Annotated in this window: 15 protein-coding genes; all 15 read left to right on the top strand. The window is 54.9% G+C overall.

Annotated features, from left to right (window positions below; genetic code table 11):
* Positions 1-39 precede the first annotated feature (39 nt).
* The 15 genes from NNO04_RS02150 (at position 40) to NNO04_RS02080 (ending at position 15,888) form a co-directional block, all read left to right on the top strand.
* Entirely contained in the window at positions 40-471 is a 432-nt protein-coding gene (locus NNO04_RS02150) for a Rap1a/Tai family immunity protein (RefSeq protein ID WP_271443269.1), read from the top strand.
* A complete protein-coding gene (locus NNO04_RS02145; RefSeq protein ID WP_271443268.1) occupies positions 468-962 on the top strand; it encodes a T6SS effector amidase Tae4 family protein in 495 nt (164 codons plus the stop codon). The genes NNO04_RS02150 and NNO04_RS02145 overlap by 4 nt, the downstream gene beginning before the upstream one ends.
* Positions 959-1,399: a T6SS amidase immunity protein Tai4 family protein gene (locus NNO04_RS02140; RefSeq protein WP_271443267.1), complete on the top strand. Its 441-nt coding sequence runs from the start codon at positions 959-961 to the stop codon at positions 1,397-1,399. Before NNO04_RS02145 ends, NNO04_RS02140 begins: the two co-directional genes overlap by 4 nt.
* A gap of 177 nt (positions 1,400-1,576) precedes the next feature.
* Positions 1,577-2,059 (top strand): Hcp family type VI secretion system effector, encoded by a 483-nt coding sequence (locus NNO04_RS02135; RefSeq protein ID WP_162381941.1) that lies wholly within the window; start codon positions 1,577-1,579, stop codon positions 2,057-2,059.
* A 335-nt stretch (positions 2,060-2,394) separates the two neighbouring features.
* Complete coding sequence (locus tag NNO04_RS02130) at positions 2,395-3,384, top strand: hypothetical protein (protein ID WP_271443266.1); 990 nt, start codon at positions 2,395-2,397, stop codon at positions 3,382-3,384.
* Positions 3,381-3,794, top strand: a complete 414-nt coding sequence (locus NNO04_RS02125; RefSeq protein WP_333908986.1) for a hypothetical protein — start codon at positions 3,381-3,383, stop codon at positions 3,792-3,794. Before NNO04_RS02130 ends, NNO04_RS02125 begins: the two co-directional genes overlap by 4 nt.
* Positions 3,795-3,969: 175 nt before the next feature.
* Positions 3,970-5,724, top strand: a complete 1,755-nt coding sequence (gene tagH, locus NNO04_RS02120; protein ID WP_271443265.1) for a type VI secretion system-associated FHA domain protein TagH — start codon at positions 3,970-3,972, stop codon at positions 5,722-5,724.
* Positions 5,721-6,518, top strand: a complete 798-nt coding sequence (locus tag NNO04_RS02115; RefSeq protein WP_271443264.1) for a PP2C family protein-serine/threonine phosphatase — start codon at positions 5,721-5,723, stop codon at positions 6,516-6,518. The genes tagH and NNO04_RS02115 overlap by 4 nt, the downstream gene beginning before the upstream one ends.
* A 16-nt stretch (positions 6,519-6,534) precedes the next feature.
* Positions 6,535-7,509, top strand: a complete 975-nt coding sequence (locus NNO04_RS02110) for a hypothetical protein (RefSeq protein WP_271443263.1) — start codon at positions 6,535-6,537, stop codon at positions 7,507-7,509.
* 9 nt (positions 7,510-7,518) lie between these two features.
* Positions 7,519-8,331 carry a type VI secretion system accessory protein TagJ gene (locus tag NNO04_RS02105; protein ID WP_271443262.1) on the top strand — a complete coding sequence of 271 codons (813 nt, stop codon included), beginning with the start codon at positions 7,519-7,521 and terminating at the stop codon, positions 8,329-8,331.
* Positions 8,324-8,887: a type VI secretion system baseplate subunit TssE gene (gene tssE, locus NNO04_RS02100; protein ID WP_271443261.1), complete on the top strand. Its 564-nt coding sequence runs from the start codon at positions 8,324-8,326 to the stop codon at positions 8,885-8,887. Before NNO04_RS02105 ends, tssE begins: the two co-directional genes overlap by 8 nt.
* 2 nt (positions 8,888-8,889) lie before the next feature.
* A complete protein-coding gene (tssF, locus tag NNO04_RS02095; RefSeq protein WP_271443260.1) occupies positions 8,890-10,761 on the top strand; it encodes a type VI secretion system baseplate subunit TssF in 1,872 nt (623 codons plus the stop codon).
* Positions 10,758-11,801: a type VI secretion system baseplate subunit TssG gene (tssG, locus tag NNO04_RS02090; protein ID WP_271443259.1), complete on the top strand. Its 1,044-nt coding sequence runs from the start codon at positions 10,758-10,760 to the stop codon at positions 11,799-11,801. Before tssF ends, tssG begins: the two co-directional genes overlap by 4 nt.
* A 35-nt stretch (positions 11,802-11,836) precedes the next feature.
* Complete coding sequence (tssH, locus tag NNO04_RS02085; protein WP_271443258.1) at positions 11,837-14,452, top strand: type VI secretion system ATPase TssH; 2,616 nt, start codon at positions 11,837-11,839, stop codon at positions 14,450-14,452.
* A gap of 26 nt (positions 14,453-14,478) precedes the next feature.
* Positions 14,479-15,888: a serine/threonine protein kinase gene (locus tag NNO04_RS02080; RefSeq protein ID WP_271443257.1), complete on the top strand. Its 1,410-nt coding sequence runs from the start codon at positions 14,479-14,481 to the stop codon at positions 15,886-15,888.
* Positions 15,889-15,902: the final 14 nt, after the last annotated feature.

Below are 15,902 nucleotides of genomic sequence, written 5' to 3'. Positions count from 1 at the left end.
TATCTGGTAGAGATTACCGCCAGTAAATAAGGATATACGATGAAAAGTAATATTTTAATCGCAGCCAGTTTGCTGGCCGCCTCTACTCTGGCGATTGCTGATAGCGAAACCTATTCTTATCCGCGTGCTGATGCGTTACCTCAGGATGACACGGCTAATTTTCTCCGTGATCCCGCGTTATTAACCGGTTTTGATTTGAACCTGAGTGCTGAACGTTTTGCGAAAGCATGGCTTTCAAAAACTAACGAACGTGAACGTATTAAAGCTGATATGTATCTTCTGGGTGTGGTTGATGCATCAGAAGGCATAGCGTGGTGCAAGGGTAAGCCTTTTCTTCCCAATACCCTCCATGAACATCTTTATGCTCGTTTTGCCAACCTGTCGAAGCAGGAGGGGGAACTACGTGCTTCTAAAGTCATCACTGACGGTATGCAAGAGTTGCGGCCCTGCAAGCGGGAGAATAATAAATGAGACCATTATATGAGCAACTGAAACGCCAGCATTACTCTGCAAATCAGACTCGTGCTGGATTTGCATCCGCAGAACAGCTTTTTTCAGAAATTGGCTACGATTACTCAACCATAATTAAACAGCAACCCGCTTACGAAAATACATGTGCGGTCCGGATGAGCCTGGCATTATTGAAATGCAATATCGATTTTACGGGGCGTTTACCTGTAAAGTCGGGTCCGTATAAAGGCAAAACAATTGAGGCGGGTGCAAAATTGCTGGCTGATCAGTTGTATAAATCACATGTGTTTGGAAAAGCTGAGGTTTATACTGACCGTCAGGCGGGCGCGCGATCTATGCTTGGAAGAAAGGGCGTAGTTTTCTTTAATAAGATTGATGGTTACGGTGGTGGACATATCGATCTTATAGAGCCGCTAAGTAGTAATTCGTTTATTTGTAACTCTGATTGCTTTCCTTATTGTCGGGAAATATGGTTCTGGGAATTGGCATGATTCCCAATGTTATTTTTAAATGGAGTCGCCTGTTTCTGGTTTTTATAAGTTTTGTGGCTAATGGTGGTAATAACTATCCTGATTTTTATCAACAGCAAACCTATCGCCAGGTCATAAAAGACTTTGTTCTCGCGAGATGTTTAGCTCAGGTGGCAGATAAACAGAGTCAGTTCTCCTCCGACGCGGCGCGTAGTGCAAGTGCACTCCTGGAATGGGTGCCTTTTGATATTGAAAATGGCAATGACAAAATCAATGCCCTCATAGATAAATATAAACGTGCAACCAATACTTTTCATTCAGAACGAAAACCTACTGCACAGGGCGTAACGTTAAATTGTTTACGTCTTTATCATAGTGACGAATTGGAGCAACTAATTCCACAAATAATTATGGGTAATCCTGAACGAAGCTGGATTCAGGATAATCCACGGCAGTAAAGACTTCACATTCATTCTTTTTTTAAAGACGAATGTTAAGGCTATCAAATGAGTCAATATCATTTGATATGAGGCAGAGGTAAAATATGGACGGTTTTATTCAGCCCCATGCTTTCCTGTTTGCCATATAAGTGCTTTTTCGAAAGCAATAATGTTAATCCACGAAGAGTAGATATTATGGCTATTGATATGTTCCTGAAGGTCGAGGGTGTTACGGGCGAATCTAAAGATTCTAACCACACCGGCTGGACTGATATTACCTCTTTCTCCTGGGGCGCGTCCCAGCCGGGAAATATGAGTGTCGGCGGCGGCGGCGGTGCAGGTAAAGTTAACTTTAACGATCTGCACGTTAATGCACTCATCGACAAATCCACTACAGCAATTCTGAAACACTGTGCGAGCGGTAAGCACCTGACCAAAGTTGAACTGTCTGTCTGTAAAGCGGGCGGTCAGCAGGTTGAATACACCCGTATCACGCTGGAAGATGTGCTGGTAACTGCGGTTCAGTACACCGGCGCAGACAACGGCGATACCGTTGGTGTGACCTATGCATTCCAGGCTGCGAAAGTGAAACAGCAGTACTGGGAGCAGACCACCGCGGGTGGTAAAGGTGCTGAAAGCAGCGCTGGCTGGAATATCAAAGAGAACAAAGAAGCGTAATCTGTGTATATGTGGCCGGGGATTACTCCCCGGTCATTATCGTAAAAATAACGATTAAAAGTTTGTATAAGTCATTGTTGCCAGGATTTTGTACACAGGCGGATTGGGTTATGAGGAGTGTGCTAAGTGCAATCTTCATAACTTGTCTATGTAGTGCCTGCGTATTGTATCCTCATAGACAGTTTATATCGTTATTTTTCTTAAAGAATAGTAACTGAAAGATAAATATTTATCCTTTCATGGAGATCTCTGCGGTTTTGGTGATTGCATTATTGCCGAATTACGAACCTGCAATGTAAATGGTTTTTAAATAGTCATTATAAAAAGGAGGAGTAATGAGTGGGCAATCAAGAATCGCTCCGGGTTATTGCATAGTACAGCAGCCTGGAACATTAGAATTTCAGACAAGGCTTTTGTTTAACAATATTGATAGCGAAGTTGCCCGCTATTTTATGCAAATTAATAAAGATACTGCATGGTTAAAACCGGGGCAGATTTTAATAATTTCCGTGCTAAACGACAATAACACGATTCAATTAGGGCAACTTTCTACGGCGAAACAGAAGGTCAACAGCGCACTTAAGGGGCTTGATTCAGGTGAAGCTGATTTTTTCAATCAGCACTATGAATCTATAGCCGCAATTACTAATTTCATGGATAAGTCACTAGGTACAATGAGTGATTCTGGAGAGCGATATTTTAGTGAAATCGAAAAGAAACTAAAAGCAATCGAGTTGGCATATCAAAACCAATACAGGACTCAAGGTACATTAATAGGACAGCAATTTTTTATTGAAAGACAGCAGTTATTCGCTGAGTTAAATTTGCTGTTAAATAAATTTTCCAGACTGACGCTTAAATTTAAACCCTACAATGAGCTTAAGCGAGCATTGGGATTATCAAGTAAAGCGATCGTTCATGAGTGGAGTACTGCTGGTATTGGCGCAATTCGAGGCTATTCTAGTTATGTAGAAAATGCTTCAAAAGCAGCCCGCTATCTAAAAATGGGGGGATGGGTCGCAATTGGGTTCGCCGGAATGAATACGACAAACGAAGTGTATCATGCTTGTACAATAGGGAGGGAGAACGATTGTTCTACAGTTGCTGTAAAACAATACAGTCAGTTTGGAGCAAGCCTTGCAGGCGGCATCTATGGAGGCAAGTACGGGGCAATGGCAGGGGCTGGTTTGTGTGTAGCCCTCGGGGTAGCTACTGGTGGTGCAGGATTGCTGGCTTGCTCTGTTGTTGGCGCAGCGGCTGGAGGTTATGCAGGAGGCGAAGTGGCTGGTGGAGTAACGGAATATATAATGGATAAGGTATTGTGAATTTAGAAAATGTACTTTTATTTGTCATAATAATTCTGTTTTTTATTGGCATCATTATGGATGTGCTTAGCTCCAGATTATTTAAAAAACACCAGGGCGATTATAAAAAACTGTTAGCTGATTATCGACGCACTGGTTTTGATCTGGATTTGACCACGAATTATGCTACTTACTTTGGTTCTCTGGCGAACTATCAAAAAATAATATGGTTTGTACGCCTGTATCACGGAGTGAAGATGAAGTTCACAAAAGACCGTTATGTTCAGGATGAAGCGTATCAATTTATACAATCTCTACCAGAAGAACGTATTGGTTGGATGTTGAAACTGCATCGACGCTATAAATTACAGGCAGTTATTTTTGCATTGTGGATTATTCTTGGTGCTATGTTCTTAATGCTTATTAAATAACTTATGCCGTTTAGTGTTCCATTTGATTTTATTTTATCAAATGGAATGAGTCATTCTATTTCAGAATTGTAGACCGCTGTACTTATAGGGTTTGCATTTCTCGCCCCCAAACGCCGCCGTTCTCACCCTGAGAGCGGCAGCGTTTGAGCGCTAATCATACCAGCAGGAATACGCCATGCGATTTACGATTATTTCGACAAAACCCGGTCATCAGCCGCCGCAGAGCCGCTGTGATTTTTACGCCCCGGGGGGCACCATTGGTCGCGGTACGGATAACAATCTGGTTCTGCCGGACAATGACCGCACCATCTCGCGTCTGCAGGCCATCGTCCATGTGGATGCGCAGGGCGAATGCCGCATGACCAATCGCGGCAGCGTCACCCGCGTGGTGCTGAACGATATTCCGCTGGAGCGGGGCCGTCAGGTTGAGCTTCAGGACGGCGATATTCTCGGTATTGATGATTATCGTATCGAAGTGGCCGATCTTATTCAGGATACTCAGCCAGTCAGTCGCATGGCGGCCAGTATGCAGCAGCCTTCCCGACCGACAGTGACGTCTGTGCCTGCGGCAGAACCGAAGCCAGTCAGCGCGTCGCAACGTGCTGACGCCGCGCCAACAGCGGTGCCGACGGAAATCTGGGACAGCCTGATGCAGGAGTTTTCTATCTCCGACAGCATCTCCAGCGGCCGCACGAAACCGCAGCCCGCCGCATCTCACGATCCGTTCTCAGAGCCCAGCGAGCCAGAGCGCAATGCCGACGATCCGCTGGCGCTGTTCGGTGACAGCGACCCACAGCTTGAGCGCAAAAACGTCAATACCGATGCCCTGTTTAGCGATGAAGCGCTGTTTAAAACGGAGAGCATCTTTAACGACGTCACGCCAACCACACTGGTGGCGCCAGAAGACAACACACCGACATTGCCAAAAGAAGAGGCGTTGGATGAACTCGATCCACTGGCGCTTTTTGGCAACTCTGCCAGTGCGCCCGCCGCGCGCAGTGACGATCCGCTCGGGCTACTGGGCGGCGCGCCGTTAACGCACCCAGACGACATTATTGCTGAGCAGCCCGTCATGGAGCAGGAAGATAACGCCCTTGCGGAATCACCGCTGTTTGCGCCAGACGTGCAGGAGGAACCGCGCGCTGAAGAGGAGGTGTTAGGGCGTCAGGATTACGCCGGTTTCACCATGCCGACGCCGCAGGCCGTCGCGCGCAGCAACGCTCAGCCACCAAAAGGACGGCTGCGTATCGACCCGGTAAAAAATGCCGCGTCACCGTCGGCCATCGCTCATAACACCGAGAAGGGCGACGTCCTGCAGGGCGAATTACTGGACGCGTTGCTTGAAGGAATGGGGCTGAGCGAAATGCAGCCGGTGCCGCAGTTTGACCGTGAAAATATGCGCCAGCTTGGCCAAATCCTGGGCATGTTCTCGCAGGGGACGGTGGCGCTGCTCTCATCGCGTTCCATTCTTAAGCGCGGTGTGAAAGCGGATATGACGATGGTGCTCGATGACGCGAACAACCCCTTCAAGCTGCTGCCTTCCGGTAAAACGGTGCTGATCCAGATGTTCGGCACCCCGATGCCGGGCTTTATGCCGCCGACAAAATCGGTGCGTGACGCGCTTATTGATTTGCAGGCGCATCAACTGGGGATGATCTCCGGTATCCGCGCCATTATTGCCGCCATGCTGCAATCTTTTAACCCGGAGCAGCTTGAAGAGCAGGCAAAACAGAACGGCGTAAGCTCCCGCCTGGCGCTGCCGGGCAGCCGCAAAGCCGCGCTGTGGGACTATTTTGTCCGCAGTTATGGCGAGACGGCCGGTGAAATTGAAGATGACTTCCACACCCTGTTTGGCGAAGCCTTCCTTCATGCTTATGACATGGAGGTGAATCAGTACAAAGACTCACAGAGTGGATCGGAAGAAAAATGAAGATCGCAACGGCTTCTCTCTCCCGCCAGGGAACGCGCGCCAGCAACCAGGATCAGACGGGAGAAACCATTGGGGAACGTTCAGCCTGCTTTGTCGTCTGCGACGGCATCGCCGGGCTGCCCGGCGGCGAGATGGCCGCTGAGCTTGCCCGTAACAGCATTATTTCCCGCTTTGATGGCGACAAGCACCTTAACGCCCTGCATATCCGTGACTACGTACAGACGGCGAACCGCACCATTCTCAGTGAACAGCAGGCTGTGCAGGATTATCACCGGATGAGCACAACGCTGGTCAGTCTGTTTATCGACAGAGATTATCGCCTGGCGTACTGGGCGCACGCCGGGGACAGCCGCCTGTACCTGTTTCGCCGTGGCTGGCTGTGGCAGGTGACGACCGATCACAGCCTGATTCAGCAGATGAAAGACGCCGGTCATCAGACGGAAAACCTGAACAGTAATCTGCTTTATCTGGCGCTGGGCATTGAGAACGGCGGGCCGGAGGCCAGCTACAGCGACGTGGTGCCGGTTGAAGACGGCGATGCTTTTTTACTTTGCACCGATGGCTTCTGGCATGGCGTCAGCGAAGAACAAATGCAGCAGTCGCTGCACATGGTCAATACGCCGCAGGAGTGGTTGACATTAATGCAGCAAATTATTCAAAAGAACGGCGAACAGGAGGGTAATGCACAGGATAACTACACCGCGATTGCGGTGTGGATGGGAAGTCCTCAGGACACCACCCTGCTGCATACGCTCTCTGACGCAACGCAATTTCTTCCCTGCGGAACTGATTAGACATACAAGGATTGATATGAAAATTTGGCTATCGGGTTTGGCGCTTCTGGCGGTGGCTACCACCGCGCAGGCTGAAAACTACCGCATCGTACAGTCACCTGCGCAAAAGCTGGATATCTGGATCGACGACATTAAAGACAAAACGCCGCAGAGCTGGTGTAAGTCCGAGGTGGCGTTGCGCATTGTGGCGAACGGCAATAAAGAGGTCGCTATCCTCGAAAATTTTGTCCCGCGTCTTGGCGCGTTGCTGAAAAACCAGTGCGGCAAGCTGGATAAGCTGACGTGGAAGCTGAACGATCCTGCGGGCGTCACGCTGGCGCGGGGTACGGCAAGCAAGGCTCAGGACTGGGCATTGGTGGTCAAACAAGAGAAGACCGCCCCCGCTCGCGTTGAACTGCAACCGCCTGAATTAAACCCGGAATCGCACTCGGTTGCCGCAGACCGCACACCGTGGCAGGAATTTACGCTGCAGGATGGCTGCCATCTGCGTACTTACTGGCAGGGCGGCACCTCCGCGCCAGCGTTGTTTATTCCGGACTCCGACACCACGCGCTGTGAAAACGGCAGTTGGCTGAGCGGCCATACGGTCATCTCTCAGACCCGTAACGGGGCTAAAAAAGAGATGCCCGTTACCTGGATCCACGGTTTCCCGGTGATGGGGCTGAGTGAGAAGGTCGATCCGGAAAAGGCGCTGATCACCTCTGTCAATAAAGAGCGCATGGTGTTCAGCACCCAAAACAGCAACCAGAGCTGGATGCTCCTGCCTTATGACCCGGCGCTGGGCGGCTGGAAGATAGACGGCACGGTGGCGGTGGAGATTTCCCGCGAGATGGCCAGCGACGATGCGAAGCTGCAGGCACGTATTAAGGCGGTTAAGCAGACCTGGAGTCCGTGGCTTGCCCCTGGCACCTCTCTCAACATAGTCCTGATTGACACCCTGCGCCCTCAGCTGCGCGATCCCGCTGTTGGCACCTGGCGTGCAACGAATTAAGGAGCCGCTATGAATACGCTTAATCAACATCTGGCGGGCGAGTCGCTTAACGACGCATTACTACGCCTTGAGTCACAGATCAAAGCCCGGCCAGCAGACGCCGATTTGCGCGCCGCCTTTGTGCAGTTTTTAACGCTAAGCGGAAACTGGGCGCGGGCGTTGACCCAGCTTAAGAGCTGGCTGGCGCTGAAGCCTCAGGCGCAACCCACCGTGACGCTGCTTGATCAGTCCATTCAGGGCGAACAACAACGTGCGCAGGTGCTGGCAGGCCTGGCCGCTCCCGCAATGCCACACGCGCAGTGGCCGTGGCTGACCACGCTCGCCGCCGCGCTTACGGAAAGCGGCGAGCACGCCCGGGCGCTGCGTCTGACGGCGCTGGAACAGGCGCAGGCGAGTGCGGGTCAGCTCGCGTTCGACAATGAACAGACGCAGGACTTTGAATGGCTGATGGACGGCGATGCCCGTCTGGGGCCGGTGTGCGAAACGATCGTCAATGGTCGCTATTTCTGGCTGCCGTTTAGCGCCATTGCGAAGATCCAATTTCAGGCGCCCGCCAGCGTCACGGATCTGGTCTGGCGTCACGCGCTGGTCTGCCTGACCGACGGCAGCGAACAGGTCTGTCAGATACCCGCGCGTTATCCCTTTGCCAGTGAAGCGGCAGACGCCGTCAAGCTGGCACGTACCACCGAATGGCTGCCGCTTGATAACGACGGTCTGCTTTATCTGGGGCAGGGGCAGAAAGCCTGGCTGAGCGAGCAGAGCGAAAATCCGCTGCTCTCGCTAAGCCTCGTTACGTTTGCCCCGGATGCGGCCAATGAGTAATCCCGCAGGTGAAGGCGATCTGTTGCGCAGCGGCTGGCGCGCCCGTAGCGGGCAGGAAAACGTCGGTGCGCGCGACAAAATGCAGCCCTCGCTGTTGGATCGCCTGACGGATAACGCGCCGGAGCAAAAACGCGAGTCGGCCAACAGCAATCTGATTACCCATGCCGCGCTGCGTCGCCATGTGCTGCGGGATTTGCAGTGGCTGTTTAACACCATCAATCACGACGCGTCATCCAACCTGAACGCGTTGCCGCAGGTGAGTCGTTCCGTCGTCAACTTTGGCGTCGCCCCGCTGGCGGGAAAGCGGATGTCGGATATTGAATGGCACGATATCCAGCGCAAGCTGACAGAAGCCATTATTCACTTCGAGCCACGCATTTTGCCCCAGGGACTACAGGTGCGCTGCGTCTCTGACACCTCCTCGCTGGATCTGCATAACGTTTTATCGATCGAGATAAAAGGGCGGCTGTGGTGCGTGCCGTATCCGCTGGAGTTTCTGTTTCGCACGGACGTCGATCTGGAAAACGGCCATTTTGAACTCAAAGACGCGGGGTAATCATGGAAAGTAAACTGCTCGAGTATTACAACCGCGAACTGGCCTACCTGCGCGAGATGGGGGCGGAGTTTGCCGAACGCTATCCGAAGGTCGCAGGTCGGCTGGGCATGCGCGGCATTGACGTGGCGGACCCTTACATCGAGCGGCTGATGGAAGGCTTCGCCTTTCTGACCTCGCGCGTGCAACTGAAAATGGACGCGGAGTTTCCGCGCTTTTCCCAGCGTATGCTGGAGATGATCGCGCCGAATTATCTGGCCCCCACGCCGTCAATGGCGATAGCAGAGCTACAGCCCGACAGCAGTCGTGGCGACCTGAGCAACGGTTTTCGTGTTCCACGCGGCACCATGATGGATAGCCTGGCGCTGAAAAAAAACGGCATAACGTGCAGTTATACCACCGCCCATGAGGTCACGCTGCTGCCGCTGAAAATTGAAAAAGTGGCGCTGGGCGGCATCCCTGCGGATCTGCCGCTGGCGCAACTTGGTCTGAGCCAGCGCGGCGCCTGTAGCGCATTACGTATTCGCATCGCCTGCGATGGCCCGCAAAACCTCGGACACCTCGATTTTGACCGACTGGCGTTTTTCCTCAGTGGCCCGGACATTGAAGCGCTGAAGTTGCTGGAACTGGTGATGGAGCATCACGTCGGTATTGTCTGTCAGACCCTGAGCGAGCAGCCATTGCGCCAGCTACTCCCGGAAGACGGGCTGCGCCAGGAAGGCTATGAGCCGGAACAGGCGCTGCTTCCGGACGATCTGCGCAACTTTGACGGATATCGTCTGTTGCAGGAATACTTCGCCTTTCCGGCGCGTTTCCGGTTCATTAGCCTGAGTGGGATCGGCAAGCTGATTCAACGCTGCAAAAACGAAAAAGCCTTCGATATTTTCATTCTGCTGGGTAAAACCGATGAGCAACTGGAGCGGGTGGTGGATGCCAGCCATCTGGCCATGCACTGCACTCCGGTCATCAACCTGTTCCCGAAGGTCGCGGCGCGCCAGAAGCTCAGCGAAGGCCAGCACGAATACCATCTGGTGGTGGATAACATTCGCCCGCTGGATTATGAAATCTACGCGGTAAAAGCGATTTACGGCAGCGCCGACGGTCAGCGTGACGACCAGACATTTCGTCCGTTCTGGAGCACCTGGAGTCAGGACGCGGGCAACTACGGCGCCTATTTTTCCCTGCGCCGCGAACAGCGCGTCCTCTCTGAACATGCCCTGCGCTACGGCACGCGTACCGGCTATGTCGGCTCTGAAGTGTTTGTTTCGCTGGTGGACGAGCGGCACGCGCCGTGGCAGGACACCTTGCGCTATATCTCTGCTGACGTCCTGTGCACCAGCCGTGATTTACCCCTGATGCTGCAGCAAGAACTGGGGCAGTTCATCATGGCTGACTCTATGCCGGTCAAATCCCTGAACCTGCGAAACGGTCCCACGCCGCCACGTCCGGCGCTGGCGGAAGGGTTTAGCACCTGGCGGCTCATCAGCCAGCTACAGATGAACTACCTCAGCCTGATGGACAGCGAAAACAAAGAGGGCGCAGCGGCGCTGCGTCAGCTGTTAGGTCTCTATGCAAACCTGGCGGAGACACCGGTTGCGCGCCAGGTGGACGGTATTCGCCACTGCGTGCTGGAGCCGGTACACCGTCGCGTACCGGAGCCCGGCCCGGTGGTTTTCGCACGCGGAATTGGCATTACGCTGACGGTGGACGAGCGCGCCTTTTCCGGGGCCAGCCCGTGGCTTTTCGGCAGTGTGCTGGAGCGCCTGTTTGCCCGCCTGGTCTCCATTAACAGCTTCACGGAGTTCACTCTGAAAAGCCAGCAGCGCGGTGAGATTGGCTACTGGGCGCCGCGAATGGGGAAAAGGGCGCTGATATGAGCGACGTGACCTCCGTACCGCTGCGCGTGCGTCGTCTGACACTGCTGCCGGAGGCCTTCTGGCGCGACGTCAGGGAAACGCCGTGGCGCTACGATCTGTTTCAACTGCTACGGCGTATCGATGCGCAGGGCGGAGAACGTTACCCGCTGGGGCGTGCGCCGCTGCCCAGATTTGAGCCGTTACGTATTGGTCAGCAACCGTCAATGGGTTTTGCGCCCTCGACGGTCGCACAGGTGCGCCAGCGCGAAGAAAACGGTCTGCATGACGTCTCGATCCTGAGCTTCGGTCTGTTTGGCCCCAACGGCCCGCTGCCGGTTCATCTGACGGAATATGCCCGCGAGCGTATTCATCATCATCAGGACGATAGCTTCAGCGCGTTCGCCGACCTGTTTCACCACCGCCTGACGTTACTGTTTTATCGCGCCTGGGCGGATGCGCAGCCTGCCGTCTCGCTCGACCGCGCCGACAACAGACGCTTTGAGGGCTATCTGGCTTCGCTGATCGGTATGGGGCAGCCAGGTCAGATGGAAAAAGGCAGCCTCAGTCCGCACGCCCGTTTTACTCACGCCGGGCACCTGACCCGCCACGGACGCGACCCGGAAGGGCTGGAGAAAATCCTGCGCGACTATTTCAGGGTTCCGGTGAAGCTGGTCAGCAATGTGGCGCAATGGATGCCGCTTACCCGGCGTGAACAGGCGCAGCTGGGCGAAGGGCGTCGTCTGCCGCGCCTGGGCGAATCCGCCTTTCTCGGGATTGCGGTACGCGACGTACAGCATAAGTTTCGTCTCGAGATAGGCCCGCTGAGCGCGCAAGAGTACAACCAGTTCCTGCCAGGTACCGCTCAGGTGACGGCGCTGCGCGACTGGGTTCGCCAGTACGCCGGCCTGGAATATGAATGGGAAACGCGGGTGATACTGCGCGCTGAGGCGGTGCAGGGAACCGCGCTCGGTCGCGGCGGGCAGTTAGGCTACAACACCTGGCTCGGTATTCAGCCTGAGCCCATACCGCGCGGCGATCTGGTCTATCCCGCAGAGCGGTAGTCTTTTCTTCAACATTGTTATCAACGGAACCGAACATGTCAGAAATCAGCCGTGCCGTTCTTTTCGGCAAACTGGACACGCTGTTATTTACCTCTCTGGAAAGCGCCACCGCGTTCTGCAAGCTGCGCGGCAATCCTTACGTTGAGCTGGTGCACTGGCTGCATCAGCTGATGCAACAGCAGGATGGCGATTTGCAGCTGGTGATCCGTCACTTCTCACTCGATGAACAACAGCTGACGCGGGATATTGTCGCCGCGCTGGATGCGCTACCGCGCGGGGCAAGCTCGGTCTCTGACCTCTCCGAGCATATTGATAGCGCCGTTGAACGCGCCTGGGTATTTGGCTCGTTGAAATTCGGCGTCAGCCGTATTCGTGGCGGGCATCTGCTGATCGGCATACTGAAAACCTGGAATCTGGCGAACGTGCTGAAGAGCATCTCAGCCCAGTTTGGCCGCCTCAACGTTGAGGTGTTGATCGCCCAGTTCGACGCGATCTGCGCACAGAGTAAAGAGTCGCAACAGGCCGCTGCCGCAGTGGATGCACCCGCCGGTACGCTGCCTGCCGCGCAGGGAACGCTGGCTCAGTACGGTCAGGATCTGACGGCACGGGCCAGGGAGGGAAAAATTGACCCGGTGGTCGGGCGCGATGAAGAGATCCGCCAGATGGTCGATATTTTAATGCGCCGCCGGCAGAACAATCCGCTACTGACCGGGGAAGCCGGGGTCGGTAAAACGGCGGTGGTCGAAGGTCTGGCGCGGCGTATCGCCGAAGGTGACGTGCCGGAGCCGTTGCAAAACATTCAGCTGTGGCTGCTGGACATCGGCATGCTACAGGCGGGCGCAGGGATGAAAGGCGAATTTGAAGCCCGTCTCCAGGCGCTGATCAATGAAGTGCAGTCGAGCGCGACGCCGATCATCCTGTTTATCGATGAGATCCACACGTTGATTGGCGCCGGTGGCCAGCAGGGAACCGGCGACGCCGCTAACCTGCTGAAACCTGCGCTGGCGCGCGGACAGCTGCGCACCATCGGCGCGACCACCTGGGCGGAATACAAAAAGTATATTGAGAAAGATCCGGCACTGACCCGCCGCTTCCAGACGGTGCAGGTGCACGAGCCGGACGAGGCGAAAGCCGTTCTGATGCTGCGCAGTACCGTGTCGCCGCTGGAGACGCATCATCAGGTATTACTTCTTGATGAAGCGGTCAGCGCAGCGGTGAAACTCTCACACCGTTATATTCCGGCGCGCCAGTTGCCGGATAAAGCGGTCGCACTGCTCGATACCGCCTGCGCCCGCGTGGCGGTCAGCCAGAGCGCGCCGCCGCCTCAGCTTGAAGACTGTCTGCGACACCTTGCTGCACTGGAGGTGGAAATGGAGATTGCAGAGCGCGAAGCGCGCGTCGGTGCGGGAGAACCTGAACGTGTCGCCGCGTTAAAAGTGGCGTACGGTGACTATGAAACCCAGCGCGACGCCCTGACCCGTCGCTGGCATGAAGAGCGCAGTCTGGTTAGCGAAATCGTTGGCCTGCGCGCCGCGTTATTTGCCGCCGGGGATGACGAGACAACCGAACAGCTCCGCCAGCTTGCTCGGCAGCAGCAGGCGCTGAAAACCTTGCAGGGCGATGCGCCGCTGCTGTTCGCCGCAGTTGATGAAAACGTGGTAGCGGCGGTGGTGTCTGACTGGACTGGCATCCCGCTTGGCCGGATGGTGAAAAATGAAATCGATGCGGTGCTGAACCTGGCCGACACGCTGAATCAGCGGGTGATTGGACAGCGCCACGGTCTTGAGCTGATTGCCCGTCGCGTCAAAACCTCGCGGGCGAAACTTGACGATCCGAACAAACCTGTCGGCGTGTTTATGCTCTGCGGCCCGTCCGGGGTGGGAAAAACGGAAACCGCGCTGGCGCTGGCGGAGTCGCTGTACGGCGGTGAACAGAACGTCATCACCATCAACATGAGCGAATTCCAGGAGGCGCACACCGTCTCTACGTTAAAAGGCGCGCCTCCGGGTTATGTGGGTTATGGCGAAGGCGGCGTGTTAACCGAGGCGGTACGCCGACGCCCTTATAGCGTGGTGCTGCTGGATGAAATTGAAAAAGCGCATCCGGACGTACATGAGATTTTCTTCCAGGTCTTCGACAAAGGCTGGATGGAAGACGGCGAAGGACGACACATCGATTTTCGCAATACCATTATTATTCTCACCTCCAACGTCGGCACCGATCTGGTCAGCGCCATGTGCGCCGATCCTGAACTGATGCCAGAACCGGACGCGCTCAGCGCTGCGCTGCGCCAGCCGCTGCTACAGGTGTTTCCGCCTGCGCTGCTGGGACGTCTGCTGGTGGTGCCGTATTACCCACTCAGCGACGAGATGCTGGGGCAGATTGTTCGCCTGCAACTTCGACGCATCCAGCGTCGCCTCGAAGAGAATCACACTATCCTCTCGACGTTTGACGACAGCGTTGTGGAACAGATTGTTCAGCGCTGTACCGAGGTGGAGTCCGGCGGACGCATGGTGGACGCGATTCTGACCAACACTTTGCTGCCCCAGATGAGCCAGATTTTACTTACCGCCAGCCGCAGCGACGCGCAGTACCGACGTCTACATGTCACCTGCGAGCAAGGCGAGTTTCACTGTCAGTTTGCCGCGTAATGCAATCATCAAGAGAACTGTTAAAGATGACGGATAATGATAACAATCGGACTGTCCCAAATGCGCTCCCTGTCGGGTATCGCTTTAATGAGTTTGAAATTAAAGAAGTGATTGGCGGTGGCGGATTCGGCATCGTTTATCGCGCCTGGGACCATCAGCTCGAACGCACTATTGCGATCAAAGAGTTTATGCCCGCCTCGCTGGCGTTGCGCGGCGATGATATGACCCTGGTGCTGCGCAGCGAGCGATTCAGCAAAGCGTTTTCCGCGGGCCTGAACAGTTTTATTCAGGAAGCCCGTCTGCTGGCGCGCTTCAATCATCCCAACTTGCTGCACGTGCTGCGATTCTGGGTGCAGAACGATACGGCATATATGGGTACGCTGTTCTACAGCGGCACCACGCTCTCGCGCTTGCGCGAGGAGAAGCCAGATCACATTAACGAGGCCTGGATCCGTCGCATACTGCCGATGCTATTTGGGGCGATCAAAACTATCCACGATGAGGGCTATCTTCACCGTGATATCTCGCTGGATAACATTCAGATCCAGGAGAACGGTCTGCCGGTGCTGCTCGATTTTGGCTCGGCGCGCCGCACCATTGGCAATCTCTCCGACGAAACGGAAACCATGCTGCGCCCCGGCTTTGCGCCGATCGAACAGTACACCGACGATAACGAAAGCGAGCAGGGACCGTGGACCGATATTTATGCTCTCGGCGCCGTCTTGCGCACCCTGATCGTTGGCTCGCCGCCGCCGGTCAGCGTGGTGCGTTCGATTCAGGATACCTGCAAGCCGCTGGTGGAATTACAGCCACAGGGATACTCGCTGCCACTGTTGCAGGCCATTGACCGCGCGCTGGCGCTACACATGGAAGACAGACCACAGTCTATCGATGAATTTGCGGCGCTTATCGAAATGCCGGTCGCGGGTATTGATGATGTGCTGAGCGCAAAAAAACCGGGCACCATGCTGGTGCCGGTGGAAGCGGAAAGCGTGCCGACCGCTGGGTTTGACTGGCGACGTTACAGGATCCCCGCCATTGGCGCCGCAGGCGTTCTCGTGGGGATTGTGACGGGTGCGATGCTGTTTAGCGGCGGTCATGAGACGGAAAATCAGACCGCGGAAGTCCATCTGGCCGACACGCCGCCAGCGACCGTCGCCAGCGAACCGGTTGCGGCTCAGACGCCTGCCGCTGCGCAATCCAGCCCGTCGCCCGTGACTGACGCCAGCCCTGTCGCGCTGATCTATATCCGTATGCTGGAGGGGGAAAACCTGCGGGTAAATGGCGAGCGTAAAGCGCTGCGCCCGGCAACCAACGGCTACGCCTCACTGAAACTCCCGGCAGGGCAATTCACCATTGAATTGCAGGGAAGCGGTAAGACGCGAGCGCAAATCCTCGACATCGCGAAACCCGGCACCTGGCTGGTGAACCCATAAACGAAGCGAGACAG

The sequence above is a fragment of the Citrobacter sp. Awk 4 genome (assembly GCF_028069725.1).
In the GTDB taxonomy this organism is placed as follows: Bacteria; Pseudomonadota; Gammaproteobacteria; order Enterobacterales; family Enterobacteriaceae; genus Citrobacter_D.
The sequence above is the reverse complement of the archived record's forward strand: the minus strand, read 5'-3'. Positions and strand labels throughout refer to the sequence as shown.

Bases quoted from the DNA above. Each gene is read 5' to 3' on its own strand.
- tssE (WP_271443261.1), top strand. From the start codon at position 8,324: ATGAGTAATCCCGCAGGTGAAGGCGATCTGTTGCGCAGCGGCTGGCGC.
- NNO04_RS02145 (WP_271443268.1), top strand. From the start codon at position 468: ATGAGACCATTATATGAGCAACTGAAACGCCAGCATTACTCTGCAAAT.
- NNO04_RS02105 (WP_271443262.1), top strand. From the start codon at position 7,519: ATGAATACGCTTAATCAACATCTGGCGGGCGAGTCGCTTAACGACGCA.
- tssF (WP_271443260.1), top strand. From the start codon at position 8,890: ATGGAAAGTAAACTGCTCGAGTATTACAACCGCGAACTGGCCTACCTG.
- tagH (WP_271443265.1), top strand. From the start codon at position 3,970: ATGCGATTTACGATTATTTCGACAAAACCCGGTCATCAGCCGCCGCAG.
- NNO04_RS02080 (WP_271443257.1), top strand. From the start codon at position 14,479: ATGACGGATAATGATAACAATCGGACTGTCCCAAATGCGCTCCCTGTC.
- NNO04_RS02135 (WP_162381941.1), top strand. From the start codon at position 1,577: ATGGCTATTGATATGTTCCTGAAGGTCGAGGGTGTTACGGGCGAATCT.
- tssH (WP_271443258.1), top strand. From the start codon at position 11,837: ATGTCAGAAATCAGCCGTGCCGTTCTTTTCGGCAAACTGGACACGCTG.
- NNO04_RS02140 (WP_271443267.1), top strand. From the start codon at position 959: ATGATTCCCAATGTTATTTTTAAATGGAGTCGCCTGTTTCTGGTTTTT.
- NNO04_RS02115 (WP_271443264.1), top strand. From the start codon at position 5,721: ATGAAGATCGCAACGGCTTCTCTCTCCCGCCAGGGAACGCGCGCCAGC.
- tssG (WP_271443259.1), top strand. From the start codon at position 10,758: ATGAGCGACGTGACCTCCGTACCGCTGCGCGTGCGTCGTCTGACACTG.
- NNO04_RS02130 (WP_271443266.1), top strand. From the start codon at position 2,395: ATGAGTGGGCAATCAAGAATCGCTCCGGGTTATTGCATAGTACAGCAG.
- NNO04_RS02110 (WP_271443263.1), top strand. From the start codon at position 6,535: ATGAAAATTTGGCTATCGGGTTTGGCGCTTCTGGCGGTGGCTACCACC.
- NNO04_RS02150 (WP_271443269.1), top strand. From the start codon at position 40: ATGAAAAGTAATATTTTAATCGCAGCCAGTTTGCTGGCCGCCTCTACT.